The following is a 25,914-nucleotide window of genomic DNA, read 5'->3' on the forward strand; positions in this document are numbered from 1 at the left end:
GAAGAGGGAGACGTTGATGGCGGAACAAGGGCGGTCGGGCGGCGCCGGGGCGCCGGAGCATGTCCTGGTGGTCTTCCCGGGCTATCACCGCCCCTGGGCCACCTGGATCGCACAGCGCCTCGAAGGCCACGGCCTCAGGGTCACCCTGCAACGCTGGGACCCCCCACGCGAGGTGCCCCTCGAGGACTCCCTCGGCGATCTGCTGCTCGCCCGCGGCCAGGTCCTCCTGGTCCTCAACGACTGGTTCTTCGAACTCGGCCCCCGACCGGCCGGCGAATGGAACGACGTCCTGCGCGGCTTCGTCGCCGCCCACGCCGACCGGTTCGCCGCCGTCAACCTCACCAACCGGCCGCTGCTCCCCGCCACCGCCGTCCTCGAACCCGTCAGCCTGTGGGGCGTGGGGGAGGACGAGGCCGAGGCCCGTCTGCTCTCCCGGCTCGCCGTCGAACCACGCCGCTCCGCGAACCGCCGCGTCCTGCCCGGAACGCTCGCCCGCTACCCCGACACGCCCCCCGAGATCTGGGGCGAGGTCCCGCGCCGCAACCCCCGCTTCACCGGCCGCGACGACCTGCTCACCGAGCTCCAGCAGCGCCTCATGGACGCCGAACGCGGCAACGCGGCCTGCACCCTGCTCGGCATGTCCGGCATCGGCAAGACCCAGATCGCCGCCGAGTACGCCCACCGCTTCAGCCCCGACTACGACGTCGTCTGGTGGGTCAACTCCGACGACCGCAACGTCCAGCGCGACCGCTTCGGCGAACTCGCCGCCGAACTGGGGCTCGCCGCGGGCAACGAACCCGGCGAACGCATCCGCGCCGTACGCGAGGCGCTGCGCAGGGGCGACCCGCAGTCCCGGTGGCTGGTCGTCTTCGACGGCTGGGACGACACCGACGGCGCCGGCGTCATGCTGCCCCACGGCCCCGGACACGTCCTGATCACCTCACGCAACCGCGGCTGGGGCGAGCACACCGACATCGTCGAGGTACCCAGCTTCGACCGGGCCGAGTCCACCGCCTACCTCATGCGCCGCGCCCCGCACATCACCGGGCCGGAGGCCGACGAGGTCGCCGCCGAGTTCGGCGACGTCCCCCTGCCGCTCGTCCAGGCCGCCGCCTGGCTCGGCGAGTCCGGCATGGAGGTCCCCGAGTACCTGCGCATGGTCCGGGAAGGACGGCTCTCCACCGTCGACGAACCCGCACAGGGCGACGGCTTCCCCAACGCCTCCCTCACCTCCTGGTCGATACTGATCAACCGGCTCCGACGCGCCCAGCCGCAGGCCGTCGAGATCCTCAGCCTGTGCGCCTCCTTCGCCCCCGGCCGGATCCCCCTCGGCGTCGTCCGCGCCTACCCCCAGGCCGACCTCCCCGAGGACCTGCGCTGGATGGCGAACGACCTGCCCGCCTGGACCCGTGCCCTGGACACGCTCGTCAACTACTCCGTCCTCACCCGCGAGACCCGCGGCCCCGCCAGCAGCACGGAGATGGGACCGCACCAGGAGTCCGTGCACATGCACCGGCTCGTCCACGACATCGTCTCCCGGCTCACCGACGGACCCCACCGCGCCGCCCACCGCAAGGCCGTCCGCACCCTGCTGGCCGAGGCGGACCCCGGCAACCCGATGGACAGCCGGCACTGGCCCCGGTACGCCGAACTGCTGCCGCACCTGGAGCCGTCCGGCGCCCTCACCAGCCGCAACCCGCGCATCCAGAACGCCGTCCTCAACTGCCTGCGCTACTGCTACCGCAGCGGCGAGTTCACGGCGGGCGTCCGGCTCGCCGAGAAGATCCGCACCAGCTGGACCGGGTTCATGGACCCCCTCTCCCAGCCCCTCCTCGACCTCACCACCCAGGAGGGCAACGTCCTGCGCTCCAGCGGCCGGTTCCGCGAGGCGTACCAGCTCGACCACGCCCTCCAGGAGCGGCTGCGCCGCGCCTCACCGCCCAACGAGCTCGGCATCATGCTCTGCAACGGAGCCATCGCCAGCGACCTGCGCCACCTCGGCCAGTACGCGGAGGCCGAGGCGCTCCAGCGGGACGTCCTCAACGAAGCCCAGCGGCTCCTCGGCGACACCGAGTTCGTCACCCTCGTCGCCCGCTACAACCTCGGCGTCGGACTGCGCCTGCTCGGCCGCTACCAGGAGGCGTACGAACTCGACGTCGAGACCCTCGCCCGGCGCGAGACCATCCTGCGCCCCCGGCACGCCAACACCCTGAACTCCAGCATCGCCTGCGCCCAGGACCTCCGGCTCCTCGGCCACTACCGGGACGCCCTGGCCCGACAGGAGTCCACCCTCCGGATGCACGTCCAGGTCCTCGGCCCGCTGCACCCGCAGACCCTCAAGGCCCGCGCCCAGCTGGCCCTGTGCCGCCGCAGGGAAGGCGGTTCCCAGCAGGACATCGGCGCGCTGATGTCCAGCGTCCTCGACCAGCTGGAACAGGTCCACGGCCGCGGCCACTACGTCACGCTCTCCTTCGTCAACGACTACGGCAACTATCTGCGCGAACACGGCGACCTGGCCAAGGCCAGGGACCTCATCGCCGAGGCCGAGGCCGGCTACCGCTCCCTCCTCGGACCGGCCCACCCCTTCGCCACCGGCATGCTCGCCAACACCGGCCTCGTCATGCAGGCCGCCGGGGAGCGCGCCGACGCCATGGCGATGCTGGAGGCGTCCCTGGCCGGCCTCTCCGCCTCTCTGGGCCCCGACCACCCCTGGGTCCTGGGCTGCGCGCTCAACGCGGCGGCGGCCCGGAACTTCAACGGCCGGGTCGCGGACGCCACCGAGCTCAGCCGCGACACCCTGCGGCGGGCCCGCCACGTCCTGGGCAACGACCATCCGCTGACCCTCTCCTGCCAGATCGCCCTCGCCGCCGACCTGCGCGGCCTGCGCGAGGTGGAGGAGGCCGGGAAGGTCGAGGAGGACGCGCTGCTCACCCTCACCCGCACCCTGGGCGCCCAGCACCCCCACACCCTCTCCGCACGCCAGCGGAACCGGCCCTACTGGGACTTCGAGGCGTACGTCTGATCTCACCGGACACGCCGGAGGCCCGGCACCCCTCGCGGGGTGCCGGGCCTCCGGCCGTACGGGAACGGACAGCGGGTCAGGCCTCGAAGACCTCGTTGACCAGCTGCTGCTGCTCGGCCTGGTGGCGCTTGGCCGAGCCGACCGCCGGGGACGAGGAGTGCGGACGCGAGATCCGGCGCAGGCGCTCGCCGTGCGGGATGTCGGCGCCGACCGCCAGGTCCAGGTGGTCGATCAGGTTGAGCGCGATGAACGGCCAGGCACCCTGGTTCGCCGGCTCCTCCTGCGCCCACAGGTACTTCTCGGCGTTCGGGTACTTGGCGATCTCGGCCTGGAGCTCGGCACCCGGAAGCGGGTACAGGCGCTCCAGGCGGATGATCGCCGTGTCCGTGACACCGCGCTTCTGACGCTCGGCGTCCAGGTCGTAGTAGACCTTGCCGGAGCAGAAGACGACCTTGCGGACGTCGGCCGCCTTGACCGACTCGTCGCCGATCACCGGGCGGAAGCCGCCGGTGGTGAACTCCTCCACCTTCGACGCCGCCGCCTTCAGACGCAGCATCGACTTCGGGGTGAAGACGATCAGCGGCTTGTGGTGCGGGTTGTGGACCTGCCAGCGCAGCAGGTGGAAGTAGTTCGACGGCAGCGTCGGCATGGCGACCGTCATGTTGTCCTGCGCGCACATCTGGAGGAAGCGCTCCGGGCGGGCGGACGAGTGGTCCGGGCCCTGGCCCTCATAGCCGTGCGGCAGCAGCAGCGTGACGCCGGAGGTCTGGCCCCACTTCTGCTCGGCCGAGGAGATGAACTCGTCGACGACGGTCTGCGCGCCGTTGACGAAGTCACCGAACTGGGCCTCCCAGATCACCAGGGAGTCCGGGCGGGCCAGGGAGTAGCCGTACTCGAAGCCCATCGCCGCGTACTCGCTGAGCAGCGAGTCGTAGACGTTGTAGTGGGCCTGGTCCTCGGCGAGGTAGAGCAGCGGGGTGTAGTCCTCGCCGGTCTCCTGGTCGACCAGGACCGCGTGCCGCTGGCCGAAGGTGCCCCGGCGGGAGTCCTGCCCGGACAGCCGGACCGAGGTGCCCTCCATCAGGAGCGAGCCGATGGCCAGGGTCTCGCCGAAGCCCCAGTCGATCGTGCCGTCGTCGATGGAGGCCGCGCGGCGCTGCATCTGCGGCATCAGGCGCGGGTGGACCTTGATCCGGTCCGGGATGTTGACCTGCGACTCGGCGATCCGCTTCACGACCTCCTGGGAGACCGCGGTGGTGACGGCGACCGGGAACTCGGGCTGCGGTTCCGGGCTGTGCGCCGGGGCCGGGGCGGAGGTGGCCTCGCGGACCTCGGCGAAGACCTTCTCCAGCTGGCCCTGGAAGTCCTGGAGCGCCTGCTCCGCCTCTTCCAGCGTGATGTCGCCGCGACCGATGAGCGACTCGGTGTACAGCTTGCGCACCGAACGCTTCTTGTCGATCAGGTTGTACATCTGCGGGTTGGTGAACTGCGGGTTGTCGCCCTCGTTGTGACCGCGGCGGCGGTAGCAGATGAGGTCGATCACGACGTCCTTGTTGAACGTCTGGCGGAACTCGAAGGCGAGCCGCGCGACGCGGACCACGGCCTCCGGGTCGTCGCCGTTCACATGGAAGATCGGCGCCTCGATCATGCGGGCCACGTCGGTCGCGTACATCGAGGAGCGCGACGACTCCGGGGCGGCGGTGAAGCCGACCTGGTTGTTGATGACGATGTGGACCGTGCCGCCGGTGCGGTAGCCGCGCAGCTGCGACATGTTCAGCGTCTCGGCGACGACACCCTGGCCGGCGAAGGCCGCGTCACCGTGGAGGGCGACCGGCAGGACGGTGAAGTCCGTGCCGCCCTTGTTGATGACGTCCTGCTTGGCGCGGACGACACCCTCCAGGACCGGGTCGACCGCCTCCAGGTGCGAGGGGTTGGCGGTGAGCGAGACCTTGATCTGCTCGCCGTCCAGGCCGGTGAAGGTGCCCTCGGCGCCCAGGTGGTACTTCACGTCGCCGGAGCCGTGCATCGACTTCGGGTCGAGGTTGCCCTCGAACTCGCGGAAGATCTGCGCGTACGACTTGCCGACGATGTTCGCCAGGACGTTCAGACGGCCGCGGTGGGCCATGCCGATGACGACCTCGTCCAGGCGGGACTCGGCGGCGGAGTCGATGACCGCGTCGAGCAGCGGGATGACGGACTCGCCGCCCTCCAGGGAGAACCGCTTCTGACCGACGTACTTGGTCTGGAGGAAGGTCTCGAACGCCTCGGCGGCGTTCAGACGGCGCAGGATCCGCAGCTGCTCCTCGCGCTCCGGCTTGGAGTGCGAGCGCTCGACGCGGTCCTGGATCCACTTGCGCTGCTTCGGGTCCTGGATGTGCATGAACTCGACGCCGGTGGTGCGGCAGTACGAGTCGCGCAGCACGCCGAGGATGTCGCGGAGCTTCATCATCGACTTGCCGGCGAAGCCGCCGACCGCGAACTCGCGCTCCAGGTCCCACAGGGTGAGGCCGTGCTCGGTGATGTCCAGGTCGGGGTGCTTGCGCTGGCGGTACTCCAGCGGGTCGGTGTCGGCCATGACGTGGCCGCGGACCCGGTAGGAGTGGATCAGCTCGAAGACGCGCGCGGCCTTGGTGACGTCGTCGTCGTGGGAGGCGTCGATGTCCTTGAGCCAGCGGACCGGCTCGTAGGGGATGCGCAGGGCCTTGAAGATGTCGTCGTAGAAGCCGTCCTCGCCGAGGAGGAGGTTGGCGACGATCCGCAGGAACTCGCCCGAGGCGGCACCCTGGATGACCCGGTGGTCGTAGGTCGAGGTCAGGGTCATGACCTTGGAGATGCCCAGCTTGTTCAGGGTGTCCTGCGAGGTGCCCTGGAACTCGGCGGGGTAGTCCATCGAGCCGACGCCCATGATGACCGACTGCCCGGGCATCAGACGCGGCACGGAGTGGACGGTGCCGAGGCCGCCGGGGTTGGTCAGCGAGACCGTGACGCCGGAGAAGTCCTCCATCGTCAGCTTGCCGACGCGGGCGCGCTTGACGATGTCCTCGTAGGCCTGCCAGAACTCGAAGAAGTTCAGGGTCTCGGCCTTCTTGATGCCGGCGACGACGAGCTGGCGGTCGCCGTTCGGCTTGACCAGGTCGATCGCGAGGCCGAAGTTCACGTGCTCCGGCTTGACCAGGGTCGGCTTGCCGTCCTTCTCCGCGAAGGAGTAGTTCATCGACGGCATGGCCTTGATCGCCTGCACCATGGCGTACCCGATGAGGTGCGTGAAGGAGATCTTCCCGCCCCGGGCGCGCTTGAGGTGGTTGTTGATCACGATCCGGTTGTCGAAGAGCAGCTTCACCGGGACGGCGCGGACGGACGTGGCCGTCGGCACCTCCAGCGAGGCGTTCATGTTCTTCGCGACGGCGGCGGCGGGGCCGCGCAGGGTGATCAGCTCGGGCCCGGCAGGGGCCTCGGTGGCCGGCGCGGCGGCGGCCGGGGCCTCGGGGGCCTTGGCCGCCGGGGCGGGGGCCTGAGCCTTGGCCGGGGCGGGCGCGGCCGGAGCGGCGGCGGCCGGCTTGGCGGGCGCCGGAGCCGGTGCGGCCTGAGCGGGGGCCGCCGGTGCGGCAGGCGCGGCCTGTGCGGGGCCCGCCTGCGGCGCGGCGGGCGCGCTCGGAACCGTCGGCGTGGCCGGCGGGGTCGGGGTGGCTCCGGCCGCCCCCGCGGCGGCGGGAGTGTCCGAGGAGCCGGGCTTGTAGTCGGCGAAGAAGTCCCACCAGGCACGATCGACCGAATTCGGGTCCTGGAGGTACTGCTGGTAGATCTCGTCGACGAGCCACTCATTGGCGCCGAAGGCGGTCGCAGGGTTCTGACCCTGCCCGTCTTGGTCGGTGGAGATGCTCGAGTTACTGGGGGACTGAGACGACACGGCGGTAACCGCCCTCTTCCGCTTCACAAGGTGATGGACAGCGGAAATAAAGGCTACGCCTCCCTGGCCGAGAGGTGCAGGCCGGGCACTCCAACGTCGCGCAAGTCACACTTGACGAGGTGTTTCGGGGCAGGGAATGGCGGGAAACAAGCGTGGTTCTGCCCTCTCCCGGGTAGGGGAGACGGGGGTTGCGACCCCCGGGGGCTCGCATCCCTGACCACGTACACGGAGAACGTGTCCTTCCGGTTCGACCCTACGTCAATCCCGTGCCGGAAAGCTGCCCGGAAGGGTGACCTGGATCCGGCAGCCGCGTGATGATTCGGCCACTCCGATCTCCCCGCCGTGCAGATCCACCGCCCAGCGGGCGATCGCCAGGCCGAGACCCGTACCGCCGTCGCTGCCCGGACCCGACTGGGCCGGCACCGATCCGCGGTTGAACCGCTCGAAGACCGTGTGCCGCAGCGCCTCCGGAATGCCCGGCCCCTCGTCCTCGACCTCCAGCGCCAGCGAGTCCGGCCACGGGCCGCGCCGGGCCCGTACGGTCACCCGGCCGTGCGCGGGCGAGTGCTTCACCGCGTTGTCGATGAGGTTGGCCATCACCTGGTGCAGCCGCTCCGCGTCCGCGTGCGCCGTCAGCTCGGGCGGCGACACGTCCAGGTGCAGATGGACGTCCGTACGGTTGTGCAGCCCGGAGCTGGAGGTGAGGCCGCGCTGCGAGGCGGCCAGATTGGCCTCCCGGAGCACCCCCGACAGATACGGCCACACCTCGAAGCGGCGTGTCCGCAGCGCGACGACACCGTTGTCGAGACGTGACAGGTCGAGCAGCGTCTCCACCAGGCGGCCGAGCCGCTCGGTCTGCTTCAGCGCCGTCCGCATCGTCTCCGGATCGGCCTCGGAGACGCCGTCGACGACGTTCTCGAGGACGGCCCGCAGCGCGGCGATGGGGGTGCGCAGCTCGTGCGAGACGTTGGCGACCAGCTCCTTGCGGTGCCGGTCGACGGCCTCCAGGTCGTCCGCCATCCGGTTGATCGTGGAGGCGAGGTCGCCCAGCTCGTCGCGGCGGCCCGCACCGCGCACCCGCCGGCTGAAGTCGCCCCGCGAGATCGACCCGGCCACCGTGTTCATCTCGTCCAGCGGCGCCGTCAGGGACTGCGCCACGAACTGGGTGATCAGCAGCGTCGCGATCATCGCGAAGATCGTGATGTAGCGGAACTCGGTGGAGGTCCGGATGGCCACCAGCGCGAGACAGGAGGTCAGCAGGACCGCGCCGACGACCAGTGTGCCCAGCTTGGTCTTGATCGAGATCGATATCCGGCGCCCGGTGCGACCCTCCCGTCGCCGGCTCACGGCGCCGGTGTCTCCAGCGCGTATCCGACGCCGTGGACGGTACGGATCCGCTCCGCGCCGATCTTCCGGCGCAGCGCCTTGATGTGGCTGTCCACCGTCCTGGTGCCGGAGGCGTCCGCCCAGTCCCACACCTCGGCGAGCAGCTGCTCACGGGAGAGGACCGCCCGCGGGGTGTTCGCCAGGCAGACCAGCAGGTCGAACTCGGTCGGGGTCAGGTGCACGTCCTCGCCCCGGACCCGGACCCGGCGCTGCGCGTGGTCGACCTCCAGCTCGCCGAGCCGCAGGATCCCGCTGCGCGGCGTCACCGCCGCCATCGCGGCCCGCTCGACCCGGCGCAGCAGGACGTGCACCCGGGCGGCCAGCTCGCGCATGGAGAACGGTTTGGTCATGTAGTCGTCGGCGCCGACGCCGAGCCCCACCAGCATGTCGGTCTCGTCGTCCCGCGCGGTGAGCATCAGGACCGGGACCGGGCGCTGCGCCTGGACCCGGCGGCAGACCTCCAGACCGTCGAAGCCCGGCAGCATCACATCGAGCACCATCAGATCCGGCTGCCACGCCTCGGCCGCGTCGACCGCGGCCGGGCCGTCGGTCGCCGTCTGGACGAGGAACCCCTCCGCCCGCAGTCGCGCGGAGATCGCATCCACGATCGTCGTGTCGTCCTCGACGACCAGCACCCGCCGCTGCGCGCCCGGAGTGGCCGCCGCACCGTGGTGAGTGGTGTGTGTCTGCTCCATTGCCCTGCCTTGCGTAGCTGATGTCGCTCAGCAGCGTAGAGGCAGCGGCGGCGTCCCGGCTACGCAGGCCGGATGGCGAGGTGCACCACGTCAGGGACGCCCCGGGCAACGGGGATCTCTTCCGTCCGTACCCCGCTGAATCCGGCATTCCGCAAGGAGTCTTCGAAATCGGCGGAGGGCCGAGCGGACCACACGGCGAGGACTCCGCCGGGGTTCAGACGCTCGGCGCAGGCCGCCAAGCCCTCGGCGCGGTAAAGGTTTTCGTTGCCGTCGGTGACGGTCCAGTCGGGCCCGTTGTCGATGTCCAGGCAGAGCGCGTCGTAGCTGTCGGGTGAAGTGCGGAGGTACTCCACGAGATCCGTGTGCAGGATCACGCTGCGCGGATCGGCGAGCGCCTCGCCGGAGAGGGCGGCCAGCGGGCCGGCGCGGTGCCAGTCGATGATGGCCTGTTCCCGCTCGACGACCGCGATCCGCGCCCAGCGCGGGTCCGCCGCGGCGTGTGCGAGGGAGAAGCCGACGCCCAGGCCGCCGATCAGGACGGAGGCGCCGTGGCGCCCGCCGAGTGCGTCCATCGCCGCGTCGATCAGCAGCCGTTCGGAGCGTCCGTCGGAGGTGTCCATCAGGAAGGTGCCGTTGGCGATGATCTCGAAGTGCTCGCCGCGCCGGCGCAGCACGACTTCGCCGTACGGTCCCTCGCGGCGGTCGAGGGTGACGGGGCTCGGCATGTTCACTCGCTCCGATCTCGGGCTCGTCGGGTCGTCCGGCCATCCTCCCGGAGCGCGCGTCTTCGGGACAAACCCGTTACGGCGCCGCCGGTCGGCCGGGTCGCGCGGCCGATGCGCGGGGGCTCGGACTCGCCGCAACAGGGCAACCCTCACCCGCGAGTTGGGCCTCTGTTCTACCGTGGGATCTCCGTCGTCCATCTAGGGGGATCGCCACATGGCAAAGGACGAGATCGAGCACATCCGCAAGGAGCGGCCGCCCGCCTCCATCGCTGCTCTGGCCGCCCGAAGCGGCCTGGACGACTGGATCGACACGTTCGCGACGAAACAGGGCTTCGGGTGGAGGAAGTGGCGGGACTGGAGGCTCTACTTCTTCAAGGGCGGTCTGATCGTCACGGCACCGGACGGCTATACGGCCGCGTACGACTGGGGGACCGTGCGCGTCCTGCAGTACCGCAGGACCATCAACGGCGGCGCCGCGGAAGCCTGCTCGACGCTGATCGACCCGGCGGGGAGCGCCCTGAACATAGGCTTCGGCAGACCTCCCTTGCTCAAGTCCGAGAAGACGGCCCTCGGTGTCACCTCGTGGGTGAACGGCGCCGGGTTCCTGTACCCGCACGTATGGGGTGACCACATCCAGGAGTGCGTCACCCGTGCCCAGCTGGCCGGGACGGTCACGCGCATCCAGCGGGGCGAGAGGGTGGGCTTCGGCCCCTACACGGTCGATCAGCAGGGCGTCTCGGACAAGAAGTACTCGGTCGCCTGGGCGGACCTCACCGAACTGGGCCTGCACACCGGGACCCTGATGTTCAACGGTTCCCAGAGGAGGTCGACGGCTCCGGAGATGTCGAAGGTGTACCAGGTCCCCAACCTCGACCTCTTCATGAAGCTGTGCCGGCATCTGAGCCCCCACCTGAAGGGCTGACCCCTCCACCCTGGAACACCTGACGGGCAGGACCGCACGCACATCGGCCCGTACCGTCCGATCGCCCGCCTCGGCGCGGGCGGGATGGGCCTGGTCCGCCTCGGGCGCTCCGGCATGGGACGTACGGTCGCCGTCGAGGTCGTCCCGTCACAGGAACGGAAGCGGGCGATCGCTCAGAGCGAACGCGCCGCGGGGAACATTCATGGGCTCACAAGCATTGAGTCGGCATAGCTCAACTTGACTGCCGAAGGGGAGATCATGACTGCTGACACCGCCGAGTCGACGGAGTACCCGACGCTCACCCTGCCCGTGCTGCCGCTCGACGACGAGGTCGTGCTGCCGGGGATGGTGGTGCCGCTCGACCTGTCCGACAACGACGTACGCGCTGCGGTGGAAGCCGCCCAGGCCGCCGCGCGCCCCGGGGGCGGCAAGCCGAGGGTGCTGCTCGTCCCCCGTGTCGACGGGACGTACGCCGGGACAGGCGTCCTCGGCACCGTGGAGCAGGTCGGACGGCTCTCCGACGGCGACCCCGGCGCGCTCATCCGGGGCCGCGACCGCGTGAAGATCGGCGCGGGGACGACCGGTCCCGGCGCCGCCCTCTGGGTGGAGGGCAGCGTCGTCGAGGAGACCGTGCCCGACCCGCTGCCCGGCGCCGTGACCGAGCTGGTCAAGGAGTACAAGGCCCTGGCCACCAGCTGGCTGAAGAAGCGCGGCGCCTGGCAGGTCGTGGACCGGGTCCAGCAGATCGACGGTGTCTCCGCGCTCGCCGACAACTCCGGCTACTCGCCCTTCCTCACCGTCGAGCAGAAGGTCGAGCTCCTGGAGACGGCCGACCCGGTCGCCCGCCTCAAGCTCGCCACCGCGCAGCTGCGCGACCACCTGGCCGAGCAGGAGGTCGCCGAGACCATCGCCAAGGACGTCCAGGAGGGCGTGGACAAGCAGCAGCGCGAGTTCCTGCTCCGGCGCCAGCTCGAGGCCGTGCGCAAGGAGCTGCGGGAGCTCAACGGCGAGGCGGAGGGCGAGGAGTCCGACGACTACCGCGCGCGCGTGGAGGCCGCCGACCTGCCGGAGAAGGTCCGCGAGGCGGCCCTCAAGGAGGTCGAGAAGCTGGAGCGGTCCAGCGACCAGTCCCCGGAGGGCTCCTGGATCCGCACCTGGCTCGACACCGTCCTCGAACTGCCGTGGAACGAACGCACCGAGGACCGGTACGACATCCAGGGCGCGAAGGGGGTCCTCGACGCCGAGCACGCCGGCCTGGAGGACGTGAAGGAGCGGATCACGGAGTACCTCGCCGTGCGCAAGCGGCGGGCCGAGCGGGGCCTCGGCGTGGTCGGCGGCCGGCGCGGAGGCGCCGTGCTCGCGCTGGTCGGCCCGCCCGGTGTCGGCAAGACCTCGCTCGGCGAGTCCGTCGCGCACGCGATGGGACGGAAGTTCGTCCGCGTCGCGCTCGGTGGCGTACGCGACGAGGCGGAGATCCGCGGCCACCGCCGTACGTACGTGGGGGCCCTGCCCGGCCGGATCGTACGGGCGATCAAGGAGGCCGGGTCCATGAACCCGGTGGTCCTGCTCGACGAGATCGACAAGGTCGGCTCCGACTTCCGCGGCGACCCGGCGGCGGCCCTGCTCGAAGTCCTCGACCCGGCGCAGAACCACACCTTCCGTGACCACTACCTGGAGGTGGAACTCGACCTGTCCGACGTCGTCTTCCTGGCGACGGCGAACGTCCTGGAGTCCATTCCGGAGGCGCTGCTCGACCGGATGGAGCTGGTGCGGCTCGACGGGTACACGGAGGACGAGAAGATCGTCATCGCCCGTGACCATCTGCTGCCGCGGCAGCTGGAGCGGGCGGGCCTGGAGCCCGGCGAGGTCGTCCTGGAGGAGGCGTCGCTGCGGAAGCTGGCGGGGGAGTACACCCGGGAGGCGGGCGTCCGCACCCTGGAGCGTTCGATCGCGCGCGTGCTGCGGAAGGTCGCGGCACAGCACGAACTGGGCGACCGGGAGCTGCCGTTCACGATCACCCCGGACGACCTGCGGGGCCTGATCGGGCGCCCGCACCACGTGCCGGAGTCGGCGCAGGACCCGGCGGAGCGGCGCACCGCCGTCCCCGGCGTCGCGACCGGCCTCGCGGTCACGGGCGCGGGCGGTGACGTCCTCTTCGTGGAGGCGTCGCTCGCCGACCCGGAGACGGGTGCGGCGGGACTGACCCTGACCGGCCAGCTGGGCGACGTGATGAAGGAGTCGGCGCAGATCGCCCTCTCCTTCCTGCGCTCGCACGGCGCGGAGCTGGAGCTGCCGGTCACCGGTCTGAAGGACCGCGGCGTGCACATCCACTTCCCGGCGGGCGCGGTCCCGAAGGACGGGCCGAGCGCGGGTGTCACGATGACGACCGCGCTGGCGTCGCTGCTCTCGGGCCGCCTGGTCCGTACGGACGTGGCGATGACGGGTGAGGTGTCGCTGACGGGACGGGTCCTGCCGATCGGCGGCGTCAAGCAGAAGCTCCTCGCCGCGCACCGGGCGGGCATCACGACGGTCGTGATCCCCAAGCGCAACGAGGCCGACCTGGACGACGTCCCGGCCGAGATCCTCGACAAGCTGGAGGTCCATCCGGTCACCGACGTCCGCCAGGTGCTGGAGATCGCCCTCTCCCCGGCGGAGGTCCCGGTCGGGGTGGCGGCGTAACGGCCGGACGACCTACGGCCCCCCGGGTGTGCCGCGCACCCGGGGGGCCGTCGGACGGGCGGAGGCTCAGCCGTTGGCCAGGGCCTGGACGCGGGAGAGGTCGCCGTTGAAGTGGTTGTGGTCGCCGACCGTCGGGCCGGTCGAGGTGTACTGCCACATCGTGTAGTACGGCCAGCCGGCCGGGAGTTCGCCCACCGTGGAAGCGTACCGGGCGATCCACAGCGGGCTGGTCGAACCGAAGCCGCTGTAGTTGCCCGTGCACTGCTTCCACCAGCTGGTCGCCGTGTAGATCACCGGGTCACGGCCCGTCCGGTACTTGTACCGGTTCACGAAGTCGCGGATCCAGGCGACCATCCCGGACTGCGTCTTGCCGTAGCAGGTCGCGCCGTACGGGTTCCACTCCATGTCCAGCGCACCGGGCAGCGTCTTGCCGTCCCGGGACCAGCCGCCGCCGTTGTTCACGAAGTAGTCGGCCTGCGCCGCGCCCGTCGCCGTGTCGGGCGTGGCGAAGTGGTACGCGCCGCGGATCATGCCCACGTTGTACGAGCCGTTGTACTGCTGCGGGAAGTACGGGTTCTTGTAGTAGGTGCCTTCCGTCGCCTTGACGTAGGCCCACTTCACCCCGCTGTTCCACAGGGTCGACCAGGCCACGTTGCCCTGGTGGCTGGAGACGTCCACTCCCTCGGTCTGGGTGGCCTGGATCGAGATGCCGCCGGGCTTTCCGCCCTGGCCGTCGTGCTCGGGCACCCCCATGCCCATCCAGGCGGAACCGCGGGCCGGCACCTGCCGGGCGCCGCGGTCGCCGGCGGCGGTCGCCGTGCCGGAGAGGGTGACGGGCAGGAGGAGGGCCAGGGCCGCGAGCGCGACGCCGGCGAGGGTCTTTCCGGATCTGTGCACGGGCATTGCGTGCCTCCGAAAGGCTCGGTGGGAGAGCGAGGTCGGCATGTCCTGGTGTGGACATGTCAGCGAAGACGCCGGGGCAGACGCTACGCACGTAGACCGGTGCGGCGGAAGGGGGCCTGGGTGCTGCCGTTGGTCTACTCCTGCGAAATACTGGTGGAGCTGCGGCGATGGACCGCGGTGAAAGAAAGTTTCAGCGGCCGGAAAGCGCGCGAGGGGTGCTGACGTGCACGGAAGCGGTACGGGAAGCGAAGGCGACCCCACCACGCCGACCACGCGAAGTGGTGTGGACCAGGAATTCCTGGCCCTGGAACGGGAACTGGCGGTCTTTCTGCGCCGCGCCCGCGCCCAGTCCGGCGAGATGGCCCGCGAGGTCCACCCCGAACTGGAGCCCGCCGCGTACGGACTCTTCGTCCGCCTCGACGACGCGGGGCCGCAGCGCGCCACGGACCTCGCCGGCTACTTCGGTGTCGGCAAGGCGACCATGAGCCGCCAGCTGCGCGCCCTGGAGGACCTCGGCCTCGTCGCCCGCGACCCCGACCCGGCCGACGGGCGCGCCTCGCTCGTGCGGCTCACCGAGGAGGGCAAGGGCCGCTTCCGGCGCGTACGGGACGCGCGACGCGGGCGGTACGTCCGCAAGCTCGCCGACTGGGACCGCGGCGAGGTCGCCGAACTGGCCCGGCTGCTGCACCAGCTGAACGCACGCGCGGAGAGCTGAGCCGCCGGGACGAGTCTTGTCGAGGCGCCGGGACGAGGCCTGCTGAGGCGCCAGGCCCCGTCTTCGCGGCCACGGCCTAAAGCTCCGCGTACACCGCCGTCGCGTCGTCGTGGCGCTTCCAGCGCCGCAAGCGGCCCGCCGCGTCCCGCGCCTTCGGCCCCCGGGCGCCCCGATCGCCGCGCGCCTCCAGCGCCCGTACGCGGCGGAGCAGCCCGTGCGCCCCCTCGTTCCGAAGCAGCCGGAAGCAGTCCGACCAGTCGCCCTCGCCGAACAGCTCCACCCAGCGCCCCGCGCCGTCCGTGAGCGCCGCCAGGGCCCGTACCGACGAACGGGCCGTCGTGCCGGTCACCGCGTGCCCCGCCACCGCCGGGTCGGCCGCGGCCGTGAAGAAGCCGCCCTCCTGGTTGCGCAGCAGATCCGTCGCCTCGACCGAGCGCAGGGTCTCCGGCGAGACGTGGTCCAGCCGGTCGTCGAGCACGGCCCGTACCGCCCCGTCCGGCGCCTCCAGGAGCAGGACGGCGTCGGACAGCACCAGGTGCTCCACCCGCTCCTCGTTCCAGCGGGCCATCGCGACCGTCGCCTGCGGAGTGCGTACGTGAGAAAGGTCACAGCTCTCGCGGTGGGCGTCCGCGGTGCGCCCGATTGCCAGCGACAGGATCTCGGGCAGCGTCATCTCGCGCCGAGAACTGGACAGTTCGGTCAAAGCTCCGCCGAGGCGCGAGGTGAACCAGGGGACGCCGTGCACACATCCGTCGTCCCCGGGGGGCGGGGTGACCCCGTCGAGCACCACCACCGTCCCGCCTGCGCCGGAGGCGGGCAGAGCTGCGGCTGCCCAGTCCTCGTTGGGGCGTTCGGAGGTGCCGGGGAGGGTGGCCGCTTCGGTGCGCATGAACCCCAGTCTGCCCCCGCCCGCATCACTCCTTCACAACCCCTCCAAACGGCCGGATATGGCCTGTACCAAGCCCTGCGAGGTGGGGGCGGAAGGCGGAACGGAGTCCTCCGCGAAGCTGCGGGCGGGCATCTTGCCAAAGCCCACGCGGAAGATCCAACCGGCGCCGCCCAGAGGCCCGCACCGGCCTCCCGGGGAAGTTGTTCGCCAACTCAGGAGTGTTGTTCACTCGTTCGGGTGGCGGAGCGGCCGATGCGCGTCCCCTTCCCAGAAGCGCTGGAATGGTCGGAAGCCGTACCAGGGGTGGGGGCGCTCTTTCATGTGACCGGTCGTCACCTCTGCTTCATGGGTGGACGAGTCGAGAATGCGAGCACCGGTGCAGAAGAAGCGGCCTCGGAGCAACAACGGCACGCGGAGCCAGAGCCCCGGTGACCCGTTGACCACGGGCGACGCCACGGGCCGCGGCACCGCTGACACCCCCGGAGCCCCCGGCAGCGAAAGCGCCCGCGGCGCCGACGGCCCGACCGGAGCACCCGCCGGCGACCGCACCCCGGGCGCCCCCGGTACCCCCGGCACTGCGGCCGTCGCCCCCGGTACCGCGAGCACGGCCGCCGCGCCGCCCGCCCGCCGCTCCCGGCGGGTCCGCAACCGCCTGATGGCCGGTGTCGCCCTCGTCGGCGTCACCGTCCTCGCCGCCGGCGCCCCCGTGATCCTCACCGCCTCCGGCGAACTGGCCGACTCCCAGCGCCTGGTCACCCTCGCCGAACTGGACCGCCAGGCCGTCACCCTCGCCCACTCCCTCGCCGACGAGCGCGACGAGGTCGTCGCCTACATCGCCGCGGGCCGGGACGAGCAGACCGGCGACAGCGAGGACCGGCGGCAGATCACCAACGCCCGCTCCAGCCGCGTCGACCGCCAGATCGACGAGATCCGCCCCGCCGCGCCCACCGAGCTGCGCCGCGACCTCGCCGGCCTGCCCTCCCTCCGCCGCACCGCCCTCACCGGCGAGGGCACGGCCCTGGAGGCCCACAAGGCGTACTCGGACGTCATCGCCAAGCTCCACGCCCTCGCCGAGGAGCTCGCCGAGAAGACCCCCGCCCGGGCCGCCGAGGCCACCCGGGCCCCCGCCGCCCTCGGCCGCGCCGTCGAGCAGGCCTCCGCCGGCCGCGGCCTGCTCCTGGCCGCTCTCGCCGTCCCGGAGCCGGAGTCCACCGGCACGTACTACGACCCCGTCACCGGTACGTACGTCGCGGCCGACGCCGACGGCGCGGAGGAGGCGGCCCGCACGCGGGACGCCCTGGCCGCCGCCGCCCAGCAGGCCCGGGTCCGCGAACTCGGCGCCCTCGCCGACTTCGACCAGGCCGCCACCGCCGAGGGCCGCGACTCCCTCGCCGCCACCGTCACCGGCCCGGACGTCAAGAGCGCCGAGCGCTATCTGACCCGTCTGACCGACCAGCCCCAGCTGAGCAAGTCCGAGCGGAAGACCGACCCGGACAAGCTGGAGGCCGCGCTCTCCGCTCGCATCGAGCAGATGCGGGGCGTCGAGTCCGCCCTGGCCACCCAGCAGGTGGAGCGGTTCGCCCAGCTCCGCGACGACGACGTCACCGCGCTGGAGGTACGCATCGCCTTCCTCGGCGGCTGCCTCCTCGTCGCCATCGGCATCTCCACCTATGTCGCCCGCAGCCTGACCCACCCCCTGGCGGCGGTGCGCATCGGAGCGGCCCGCCTCGCGGCCTCCCCCGAGACCGAGGAGCCGGTCCGCTTCACCGGCCGCAACGACGAGTTCGCCCAGGTCGTACGGTCCCTCAACACGCTCCACGGCAAGCTGGCGGCCCTCGCCGTCCGCACCGAGCGGCTCGACGGCGAGCGCGCCGACCTGGCCGGGGCCCGCGACGCCCTCGCCACCGAACTCGCCGCGCAGCGCGCCGAGCTCCAGGGCCACACCGCCCGGCTCACCGCCGAGCTCGAACGGCTCCGGAACAGCGTCCACCACACCTTCGTCAACCTCTCCCTGCGCAGCCTGGGCCTGGTGGAACGCCAGCTCGGCGTCATCGAGAAGCTGGAGGAGCGGGAGCAGGACCCGGAGCGGCTCGCCACCCTCTTCAAGCTCGACCACATGGCCACCGTCATGCGCCGGCACAGCGAGAACCTGCTGGTCCTCGCCGGGCACGAGCACGTCCACGGCCACCCGGGCCCGGTCCCGCTCGTCGACGTGGTGCGCGCGGCCGTCAGCGAGATCGAGCGGTACGAGCGGGTCACCATCCAATCGCTTCCGCCGCACGCCCAGGTCGCCGGGTTCGCCGCGGACGACCTGAGCCACCTGCTCGCCGAGCTCCTGGAGAACGCGACCGCCTTCTCACCGCCCGACGCCCAGGTCCAGCTCTCCGGCTGGCTCCTGGAGTCCGGCGAGGTGATGCTCTCCGTCCAGGACGAGGGCATCGGCATGACCGAGTCCCGGCTCGCGGAGCTCAACGCGCGCCTCGCCGAGGCCGACCCGGCCGGTGTCGAGGGGGAGGGGCTCGGCATCCGGGTCACCGCCCTGCTCGCCGCACGGCACGGCGTACGGGTGGAGTTGCGGGAGCAGAAGCAGGGCGGCATCGCGGCCGTCGTCGTGCTGCCGCTGCCGCTGCTTCCGACGGCCCCGCCGGCCACCGCCACGCCGACCGTGCCCGTCGGGGGCGCCGCCCCGGCCCTGAACCTCCCCGGCTCGGTCGCCGAGGCGAACTCCAACACGCTGCCGTCCCGCACCCGCGACCCGCTCGTCGAGGCGGCGGAACAGGCCATCGCGGCGGCGGACGAGACCCCCGCCGAGACGCTGGACCCCGAGCGGGAGGCGGCGGGGAACCCGGCCGAGACGACCCTGCACGTCCGTCTCCCCGACCCGCCGTCCGAGCCGGACACGCACGAGCGCGCCGCGGAGGAACCGCCGCACGCGGACGCCGAGGCGGACGCGCACGCGGACGCCCAGGCCGAACCCCACGCGGACTCGCAGCCGGAGCCGGAGACGGACGACGGCCTTGAGCCGGACGACCTCCCGGCGCCCGACGACCTCCCGGCGTCCGACGACCACCCGGAGGCCCAGCGGGTCACCGACAAGGGCCTGCCCAAGCGCACACCCCGGATAGTCCGCCCGGCGGACGGCCCGGCAGCCCCCCGCAAGGGTGGTGTGGACGCCGAAGCCCTGCGTCGCAGGCTCGGAGGGTTCCACCGGGGCGCCCAGGAGGGCCGCCGGGACGTGGAGGCCGAGATCGAGGCCGTACAGACCACACGTACCGAGGCACGTACCGAGGAGATGACGGGGGACACAGTCGAGGAGGCACGCAGTTGACTGCGACCGGAACATTCGGACTGAGCACAGAAGCCCGTAACCTGCACTGGCTGCTGGGCAACCTCGTCGAGGAGGTGCCAGGCGTGCGCTCCGTCGCCGTGGTGTCCTCCGACGGGCTGCTCCTGCTGTCCTCCGACCCCGCCCAGAGCGGCACACCGGAGGAGGTCCACCGCGCCACCGGCCCCAAGGGCTCCAGCGCCGATCTGGCGACCATCGTCTCGGGCATCGGCAGCCTCACCATCGGTGCGGCCCGGTTGATGGACGGCGGCGGGGTCAAGCAGACGATGGTGGCCATGGAAGAGGGCAGCGTCTTCGTGATGTCGATCAGCGACGGCTCGCTGCTCGGCGTCCACGCCACGCCCGACTGCGACATGAGCGTCGTCGCCTATCACATGGCGCTCTTCGTCGGCCGCGCCGGACACGTACTCACCCCCGAACTCCGCAGCGAGCTGCGCAAATCGATGGAGAGCGCCCAGTGACGTCCGCCTCCCACGCCCACTCCGCCAGGCTGCCGGTCCGCGGGGAAGGCCGCCGCCCGGCGCGCGTGCGCCCGTACTCGCTCACCGGCGGCCGCACCCGCTTCGGCCACGTCCTGCTCGTCGAGACCTTCGTGGCCGCGCTCGAAGCGCCGCCCGCCCGCAAGGTGATCACGGACGGCGGGCCCGGCGCCCGCGGCCTCATGCCGGAGATGCGGGCGATCGTCGAGATCTGCCGCCGGATGCGTACCGTCGCCGAGATCTCGGCGCTCCTGAAGATGCCGTTGGGTGTCGTCCGAGTGCTGCTCAGCGACTTGGCCGACCAGGGAAAGATCCGTGTGTACGGGACCGGTCACGCCACCGGCCAGCCCGACCGCGCGCTCCTCGAAAGGGTGCTGAGTGGACTCCGTCGCCTCTGACGTCTCCGCCGTCTCCGAGTCTCCGGTCCTCTCCGGAATCCCCCCGCAGCCCGATCCCGAGCCGCGGACCGCGTTTGAGTCCGAGGCCGAGTCCGAGGCCGAGGCCGCGAGGGAGCCGCGGGCCGAGGACGGCGCCCAGGACTGGCAGCTGGACCACACCCGGGCGCCGATCGCGACCAAGGTCGTGGTCGCGGGCGGTTTCGGCGTCGGCAAGACGACCTTCGTCCGTGCGGTCTCGGAGATCACCCCGCTCCAGACCGAGGCACTGATGACGCAGGCCAGCGAGGAGACCGACGATCTCTCCGCGACGCCCGACAAGCTCACCACGACCGTGGCCATGGACTTCGGCCGGATCACGCTCGACAAGGACCTGGTCCTCTACGTCTTCGGCACGCCGGGACAGCAGCGGTTCTGGTTCATGTGGGACGACCTGGTGCGCGGCGCGATCGGCGCGATCGTGCTCGCCGACACCCGTCGGCTGACCGACTGCTTCCCCGCGCTCGACTACTTCGAGAGCTGCGGGCTGCCGTACATCGTGGCCGTCAACCACTTCGAGGGCACCGAGCGGTTCGAGGCCGAGGACGTCCGGGAGGCCCTGACGGTGCCCCCGCACGTACCGGTCGTGATCATGGACGCGCGCAAGCGGTACAGCGTGATCGAGTCCCTGCTCGCGATGGTCGCGCACGCGCTCGAGGCGACTCCCGGATAACGGCCACCCCCGCACAAAGCTGATCATTCGTTAGGAACCCGCCATGCGGAAGATACTCATCGTCGGGGCCGGCCAGTCCGGTCTCCAGCTCGCCCTCGGACTGCAGTCGCAGGGGTACGAAGTCACCCTCATGTCCAACCGCACGGCGGACGAGATCCGGACCGGCCGGGTCATGTCCACCCAGTGCATGTTCCACACCGCCCTGCAGCACGAGCGCGACCTCGGGATCAACTTCTGGGAGTCCCAGGCCCCGCAGATCAAGGGCCTCGGCGTCTCCGTCGCCGCCCCCGACAGCTCCCGCGCCATCGACTGGGTGGGCATGCTCGACGGCTACGCCCAGTCCGTCGACCAGCGCGTGAAGATGGCCGGCTGGATGGAGACCTTCGCCCAGCGCGGCGGCCAGCTCGTCATCCACGGCGCCGCCGTCTCCGACCTGGACTACTTCTCCCGTGCCTACGACCTGGTCCTCGTCTCGGCCGGCAAGGGCGAGCTGGTCTCCATGTTCGGCCGCGACGCCGCCCGCTCCCCGTACAGCGAGCCGCAGCGGGCACTGGCCGTCGCGTACGTCCACGGTCTCGGCCCGCGCCCGGAGCACCCCGACTTCGACGCCGTCCGCTGCAACCTGGTCCCCGGCGTCGGCGAGCTCTTCGTCATGCCCACCCTGACGAACTCCGGCCGCGCCGACATCCTCTTCTGGGAAGGCGTCCCCGGCGGCCCCCTCGACGCCTTCCAGGGCGTCAAGGACCCCGCCGAGCACCTGGCGCTCACCCTGGAGCTGATGGAGAAGTTCACGCCCTGGGAGTACGCGCGCGCCACGAAGGTCGAACTGACCGACGCGAACGGCACCCTCGCCGGCCGCTACGCCCCGACCGTCCGCAACCCGATCGGCCGCCTCCCCGGCGGCGGTCTCGCCCTGGGCGTCGCCGACGTGGTCGTCGCCAACGACCCGATCACCGGCCAGGGCTCGAACTCGGCCTCCAAGTGCGCGGCCGCCTACCTCGCCGCCATCGTCGAGAACGGTGACAAGCCCTTCGACGAGGCCTGGATGCAGGCCACCTTCGACCGCTACTGGGACACCGCGCGGCACGTCACCAAGTGGACGAACGCGATGCTCGGCGTCCCCCCGGAGCACGTCCTGAACCTGATCGGCGCCGCCGGCCAGCTCCAGCCCGTCGCCGACCGGTTCGCCAACGGCTTCAACGACCCGGCCGACTTCGAGAACTTCTTCTACGAGCCCGAGAAGACGGCCGCCTACCTGGGCGCGGTCGCTCAGGGCTGATCGAACCCCTCGTCCGCGCCGTCCGTGGCTCCCGCCGGGAGCTCGGGCGGCGTGTACGTGTCCAGGGGGGCGGCTCCGGGGTCCGGGCGGACCGCGCCGAGCAGCGGGTTGGCGGCGATCGGGGAGACCTTGACCCGCCCGCCCGGTCGCGGGGCGTGCACGACCAGGCCCTTGCCCAGATAGATCGCCACATGGGTGGCCTCGGGGAAGTAGACCACGAGGTCGCCGGGGCGCAGCTCGCTCAGCGACACCTTCGGCAGCGTCCGCCACTGCTCCTGGCTGGTCCGCGGGATCGCCCGGCCGGCGCTCTGCCAGGCCTGTGAGGTCAGCCCGGAGCAGTCGTACGACTCCGGCCCCTCGGCGCCCCACACGTACGGCTTGCCGATCTGCCGCACCGCGTACCGCAGGGCCTCGCCGCCCGCCCGCGAGGGGGTGCGGGGGCCGTCGAGGGCACCGGAGCCGAGGAGGTCGCGCTGGGCTCCGGCGGTCTGGGTCCGCTCCAGCTCGGTCAGCCGGTCCAGCTGAGCGGAGGAGAGGGAGGCGAGCAGCCGCTCGACCTCCTTCAGCCGGGCCTGGACGTCGTCGCGCTGCTTCTTCTGCCGCTCGGCGAGCGTCCGCTGCCGGTCCAGCGCCTTGCGCGAGGCGCTCGCCAGCGCGTCCGCCGTCTTCTCCGCGCTTTCCAGGCCGCTGACGGCGGCCGCCCGGTCGCGGGCGGCGCGGACCATCAGATGCCCCTGGTCGAGGGCGTGCCGGGGGTCGCGGGCCAGCAGCAGCTGGAGGTACGGGGGGACCTCCGAGCGCCCCTGGTACTGCTGCCGGGCGAGCCGCCCGGCGGCGTCACGGCCCTCGGCCAGTGCCTTGCGGGCGGCGGTGAGCCGGGCGGTGAGCTTCTTGGTGTCGGCGGTCTGGAGCTTGAGGGCCTCTTCGGTGGCGTTGTAGGTCTCGGTGGCCTGTTCGGCCTGCCGGTAGAGGGTCCGGAGCCGGGTGAGGAGAGCGGCGACGGAGTCACCGCCGGAGGGTGGAAGCCACGCGGCGTCGTCGTCGGCGTCGACTTCGTCGGTGCCCTCGGCGTCCGCTTCTTCGGCCTCGACGTCTTCTTCGGCGGTCTCGGCCTCGTCGGCCTCTTCGGCGGTCTCGGGCTCTTCCGGGCCACCGGTCTCCGGGGCCTCCACCGGGGGGTCGGCCGGGTCGTCGGCGGTGGCCGCCGGAACCCCCGCCAGTGCCGTCGTCGCGGCGAGCACCCCCGTGCAGACCGTGCGCAGAAACCGTCCTGACACGTCATCACCTCCACGGAGATAATGACGTACCTAATGATGTGATTAACGCACTAAGGGGTGTTTCGGCCCCCGTGGCTCACTCGTCCGGCGGCGCCGTCGGCTTCGACCACGGCCACTTCAGCTCGCGGCGCTCGCGCCCGCCGGGGGCGTACTCGTAGACCCAGCCGCTCTGGATGCCGAGCCGTTTGGTGTGCCCGGCGGGCTCACGGCGGTAGGCGTGGACGGTCGGCGGCCCGCCGCCGGCGTCCGGGACCGGCACCTCGTACCACTTCGGCGGATGCCCGGTGGGTCCGACGAGGACGGACAGGACCTCGCCATCCAGCGGGCCGCCACGGAAGGGTGTGTTCTCGCTTCTCACCCCACCAGTCTCTCCCCTGCCGTCTGTCCGAGGTGGCAACGACCGTTACGCGCGAAGGCTGTTGACGGAGTTTTCAGGCATCCGTATGGTTGACCCCGCCGACTTCTCTCCTTCTTCGATGGGTGCCCATGCGCAGATCTCTACGCCGCTCAGGTCTCGCCCTCGCGGCTCTCGCCGCCGTTGCCGCCACCGTCATCGCGCCGCCCGCCGCCGCGGCAGACCAGCCCGTCGCATCCGGCTCGACGGTCGCCCGGCCTCTCACGCCCGTCACCGGCTCCAAGGCGAGCCTCGACTACAAGGACCTCACCGGCCTCGCGGACACGGTCGCCCTGGCCCCGGTCGGCATCGAGACGGTCCGCGCGACCTCCCACCGTGTCGGCCGCGCCTCCTGCTTCACGGACCCCGGCGACGAGGTCCTCAACTCGGGCTCCCAGGGCTTCTGCTGGGATGCCGAGGACACGAACACCACGGATTGGATGCCGCAGGGCGTCACCAGCAACACCACCCCCTACGCCCCGGTCGACGGACGCAGGATCGTCATCGCCTCCTGGTATAAAGGGGAGTGGGTGGACGGCAAGTGGGTGAAGAATCGCGCTTCCCGTATCACCCTCGCCGACGCCACGGACCGCAACAACATCCGGTACAGCCACGTCATGCTCGTCGAGCCCACGGGGAAGGGCTCGTTCCAGAGGCTGAAGACCCATGCCGACGCCGCCGTCTGGTACAAGAACCGGCTGTTCATCGGCAGCGGTCAGGGCTACTGGGTCTTCGACCTCGACAGGTTCTGGAAGGTGGACGCCTCGCGGTCGCACATGGGCCTGGGGCCGGACGGCGTCTTCGGCGCGGAGAACCACACCTACGTCCTGCCGGTCGTCGGCAAGTACCACAACGACGGCAAGAGCATCCAGAACCCCGACGGCACAACGCGGGCGTGCGGAACGACCTCGGAGTCGGACGTTACCGAGACGCCCTGCCACGCCGGGGCCTCTCTCGACCTGAGCGGTCCCGAGCCCGCCCTCGTCAGCACGGAGAACCTGCCCCGCGGTGCCAAGCCGTTCGTGGGCTACGGCGGCACGATCGCCCGCTGGCCCCTCGACCCGGCCAGCGGGCTGCTGAAGAGGGACGGTGCCGGCACGCTCACCACGTCGGCCGCCGCGGTGCTGACCTCGCCGATCCTCGGAGCCCAGGGCGTCGTGTCCCGCAACGGCACGTACGTCATTCCCGCCCCGTGTCCCGAGTACGTCGACGCGAGCGTGGACCCGAACGCCGTGGCGATGAACGGCTGCATCTACCGGGCGCTGCCCCATCAGCCCGTCCAGCTGTGGAAGCGCACCTCCAAGCACATCGAGAACGTCGCGTACGATCCCGCCCGCGACGAGCTGTGGATCAGCAACGAGCACACCGACCGCGTCCTCGAGCGTGTGCCGTGGCCTCGGTTCGGCGGACCGCTGCGACTGATCACGGACGCCGGCGACATCACGGGCGACGGCAAGGGCGACCTGCTCGCCGCGGACCACGCGGGTGAGCTGTGGAGGTACGACGGCGACGGCAGCGGCGGGTACGGCCGGCCCGCCCACCTCGGCGGTGGCTGGAGCGCCATGACCAAGCTGGTCGGCGGCGGCGACCTCGACCGGGACGGCATCCCCGACCTGCTCGCCGTCGACAACGAGGGAAGGCTGTGGCGCTACAGCGGCAACGGATCCGGCGGACACACCGCTCCCCAGCTCCTGGGCGGCGGCTGGAACGGGATCCGGCTCATGGCGAACGGCGGAGACGTGACGGGTGACGGCAACCCGGACCTCTTCGCCGTCGGCACCGACGGCCGTCTGTACCGCTACGACGGCAACGGCGCCGGCGCGCACGCCCCGCGCAAGGACCTCGGCGGCGGCTGGGGCGTCTACAGCCGGATCGTCGGAGCCGGAGACCTCACGTCCGACGGCAAGCCGGACCTCCTCGCCGTGGACGGCAGCACGCAGCACATGTACCGCTACGACGGCAACGGCGCCGGCGGCCACGCGGCGCCCGTCGACCTCGGCGGCGGGTGGACGGCCTTCGACGCACTCGTCGGGGTGGGCGACCTCAGCGGCGACGGCAAGGGCGCCCTCCTCGCCCGCAAGGCCGTCGACGGCGGCTTCCTGCTCTACGCGGCGGCGGGCAACGGCACGTTCGCCCCACCCCGCCCCTGGTCCTTCTGACCGGACGCGGTGAGGCCGCGCACCCCGCCC

The 25,914-nt window shown here is 71.6% G+C and carries 18 protein-coding genes; 10 read left to right on the forward strand and 8 right to left on the reverse strand.

The window, feature by feature from the left end:
• The first annotated feature begins 16 nt into the window (after positions 1–16).
• Complete coding sequence (gene fxsT / locus ACWDX6_RS26405; RefSeq protein ID WP_451487376.1) at positions 17–3,022, forward strand: FxSxx-COOH system tetratricopeptide repeat protein; 3,006 nt, start codon at positions 17–19, stop codon at positions 3,020–3,022.
• Between the two features lie 76 nt (positions 3,023–3,098).
• Here fxsT and ACWDX6_RS26410 read toward each other — a convergent pair whose 3' ends face one another.
• The 4 genes from ACWDX6_RS26410 to ACWDX6_RS26425 all read right to left on the reverse strand — a co-directional run bounded on the left by ACWDX6_RS26410 (position 3,099) and on the right by ACWDX6_RS26425 (position 9,735).
• Positions 3,099–6,929, reverse strand: coding sequence for a multifunctional oxoglutarate decarboxylase/oxoglutarate dehydrogenase thiamine pyrophosphate-binding subunit/dihydrolipoyllysine-residue succinyltransferase subunit (locus tag ACWDX6_RS26410; RefSeq protein ID WP_451487377.1), 3,831 nt, complete (start codon positions 6,927–6,929; stop codon positions 3,099–3,101).
• Positions 6,930–7,187: 258 nt separating this feature from the next.
• Positions 7,188–8,276 (reverse strand): HAMP domain-containing sensor histidine kinase, encoded by a 1,089-nt coding sequence (locus ACWDX6_RS26415; RefSeq protein WP_451487378.1) that lies wholly within the window; start codon positions 8,274–8,276, stop codon positions 7,188–7,190.
• Positions 8,273–9,010, reverse strand: a complete 738-nt coding sequence (locus tag ACWDX6_RS26420; protein WP_451487379.1) for a response regulator transcription factor — start codon at positions 9,008–9,010, stop codon at positions 8,273–8,275. The genes ACWDX6_RS26415 and ACWDX6_RS26420 overlap by 4 nt, the downstream gene beginning before the upstream one ends.
• A 59-nt stretch (positions 9,011–9,069) precedes the next feature.
• Positions 9,070–9,735: a spermidine synthase gene (locus ACWDX6_RS26425; RefSeq protein WP_451487380.1), complete on the reverse strand. Its 666-nt coding sequence runs from the start codon at positions 9,733–9,735 to the stop codon at positions 9,070–9,072.
• A 214-nt stretch (positions 9,736–9,949) separates the two neighbouring features.
• Here ACWDX6_RS26425 and ACWDX6_RS26430 point away from each other — a divergent pair, with 214 nt between their 5' ends.
• Both ACWDX6_RS26430 and lon read left to right on the forward strand, forming a co-directional pair.
• Positions 9,950–10,657, forward strand: a complete 708-nt coding sequence (locus ACWDX6_RS26430) for a DUF6585 family protein (RefSeq protein ID WP_451487381.1) — start codon at positions 9,950–9,952, stop codon at positions 10,655–10,657.
• A gap of 258 nt (positions 10,658–10,915) precedes the next feature.
• Positions 10,916–13,336, forward strand: a complete 2,421-nt coding sequence (lon, locus tag ACWDX6_RS26435; RefSeq protein ID WP_451487382.1) for an endopeptidase La — start codon at positions 10,916–10,918, stop codon at positions 13,334–13,336.
• A gap of 66 nt (positions 13,337–13,402) precedes the next feature.
• On the opposite strand, the gene ACWDX6_RS26440 is transcribed toward lon, so the two are convergent.
• Entirely contained in the window at positions 13,403–14,239 is an 837-nt protein-coding gene (locus ACWDX6_RS26440) for a lysozyme (RefSeq protein ID WP_451487383.1), read from the reverse strand.
• A 223-nt stretch (positions 14,240–14,462) separates the two neighbouring features.
• Here ACWDX6_RS26440 and ACWDX6_RS26445 point away from each other — a divergent pair, with 223 nt between their 5' ends.
• Positions 14,463–14,954, forward strand: a complete 492-nt coding sequence (locus tag ACWDX6_RS26445) for a MarR family winged helix-turn-helix transcriptional regulator (RefSeq protein WP_451487384.1) — start codon at positions 14,463–14,465, stop codon at positions 14,952–14,954.
• A 76-nt stretch (positions 14,955–15,030) separates the two neighbouring features.
• On the opposite strand, the gene ACWDX6_RS26450 is transcribed toward ACWDX6_RS26445, so the two are convergent.
• Complete coding sequence (locus ACWDX6_RS26450) at positions 15,031–15,843, reverse strand: hypothetical protein (protein ID WP_451487385.1); 813 nt, start codon at positions 15,841–15,843, stop codon at positions 15,031–15,033.
• Positions 15,844–16,219: 376 nt separating this feature from the next.
• On the opposite strand from ACWDX6_RS26450, the gene ACWDX6_RS26455 reads away from it, so the two are divergent.
• The 5 genes from ACWDX6_RS26455 to ACWDX6_RS26475 are packed head-to-tail and all read left to right on the forward strand — an operon-like array spanning position 16,220 to position 22,054.
• On the forward strand, positions 16,220–19,171 hold the full coding sequence (locus tag ACWDX6_RS26455) for a nitrate- and nitrite sensing domain-containing protein (RefSeq protein WP_451487397.1): 2,952 nt from the start codon (positions 16,220–16,222) through the stop codon (positions 19,169–19,171).
• Positions 19,168–19,650, forward strand: coding sequence for a roadblock/LC7 domain-containing protein (locus tag ACWDX6_RS26460; protein WP_451487386.1), 483 nt, complete (start codon positions 19,168–19,170; stop codon positions 19,648–19,650). The genes ACWDX6_RS26455 and ACWDX6_RS26460 overlap by 4 nt, the downstream gene beginning before the upstream one ends.
• A complete protein-coding gene (locus tag ACWDX6_RS26465) occupies positions 19,647–20,066 on the forward strand; it encodes a DUF742 domain-containing protein (protein WP_451487387.1) in 420 nt (139 codons plus the stop codon). The genes ACWDX6_RS26460 and ACWDX6_RS26465 overlap by 4 nt, the downstream gene beginning before the upstream one ends.
• Positions 20,047–20,775: a GTP-binding protein gene (locus tag ACWDX6_RS26470; protein ID WP_451487388.1), complete on the forward strand. Its 729-nt coding sequence runs from the start codon at positions 20,047–20,049 to the stop codon at positions 20,773–20,775. The genes ACWDX6_RS26465 and ACWDX6_RS26470 overlap by 20 nt, the downstream gene beginning before the upstream one ends.
• Before the next feature lie 43 nt (positions 20,776–20,818).
• Complete coding sequence (locus tag ACWDX6_RS26475) at positions 20,819–22,054, forward strand: styrene monooxygenase/indole monooxygenase family protein (RefSeq protein ID WP_451487389.1); 1,236 nt, start codon at positions 20,819–20,821, stop codon at positions 22,052–22,054.
• On the opposite strand, the gene ACWDX6_RS26480 is transcribed toward ACWDX6_RS26475, so the two are convergent.
• Both ACWDX6_RS26480 and ACWDX6_RS26485 read right to left on the reverse strand, forming a co-directional pair.
• The gene (locus ACWDX6_RS26480; protein WP_451487390.1) at positions 22,045–23,331 is read right to left on the reverse strand and encodes an NlpC/P60 family protein; all 1,287 of its coding nucleotides are present in this window, start codon (positions 23,329–23,331) and stop codon (positions 22,045–22,047) included. The genes ACWDX6_RS26475 and ACWDX6_RS26480 overlap by 10 nt on opposite strands.
• 76 nt (positions 23,332–23,407) lie before the next feature.
• Positions 23,408–23,689 carry a hypothetical protein gene (locus tag ACWDX6_RS26485; protein ID WP_451487391.1) on the reverse strand — a complete coding sequence of 94 codons (282 nt, stop codon included), beginning with the start codon at positions 23,687–23,689 and terminating at the stop codon, positions 23,408–23,410.
• A 128-nt stretch (positions 23,690–23,817) separates the two neighbouring features.
• Here ACWDX6_RS26485 and ACWDX6_RS26490 point away from each other — a divergent pair, with 128 nt between their 5' ends.
• A complete protein-coding gene (locus tag ACWDX6_RS26490; RefSeq protein ID WP_451487392.1) occupies positions 23,818–25,884 on the forward strand; it encodes an FG-GAP repeat domain-containing protein in 2,067 nt (688 codons plus the stop codon).
• Positions 25,885–25,914 lie beyond the last annotated feature (30 nt).

The sequence above is a fragment of the Streptomyces sp. NPDC003027 genome (assembly GCF_053591435.1).

Coding starts and splice junctions, on each gene's coding strand:
- fxsT (WP_451487376.1), top strand. CDS start 17: ATGGCGGAACAAGGGCGGTCGGGCGGCGCCGGGGCGCCGGAGCATGTC.
- ACWDX6_RS26420 (WP_451487379.1), bottom strand. CDS start 9,010: ATGGAGCAGACACACACCACTCACCACGGTGCGGCGGCCACTCCGGGC.
- ACWDX6_RS26425 (WP_451487380.1), bottom strand. CDS start 9,735: ATGCCGAGCCCCGTCACCCTCGACCGCCGCGAGGGACCGTACGGCGAA.
- ACWDX6_RS26430 (WP_451487381.1), top strand. CDS start 9,950: ATGGCAAAGGACGAGATCGAGCACATCCGCAAGGAGCGGCCGCCCGCC.
- lon (WP_451487382.1), top strand. CDS start 10,916: ATGACTGCTGACACCGCCGAGTCGACGGAGTACCCGACGCTCACCCTG.
- ACWDX6_RS26440 (WP_451487383.1), bottom strand. CDS start 14,239: ATGCCCGTGCACAGATCCGGAAAGACCCTCGCCGGCGTCGCGCTCGCG.
- ACWDX6_RS26450 (WP_451487385.1), bottom strand. CDS start 15,843: ATGCGCACCGAAGCGGCCACCCTCCCCGGCACCTCCGAACGCCCCAAC.
- ACWDX6_RS26475 (WP_451487389.1), top strand. CDS start 20,819: ATGCGGAAGATACTCATCGTCGGGGCCGGCCAGTCCGGTCTCCAGCTC.
- ACWDX6_RS26490 (WP_451487392.1), top strand. CDS start 23,818: ATGCGCAGATCTCTACGCCGCTCAGGTCTCGCCCTCGCGGCTCTCGCC.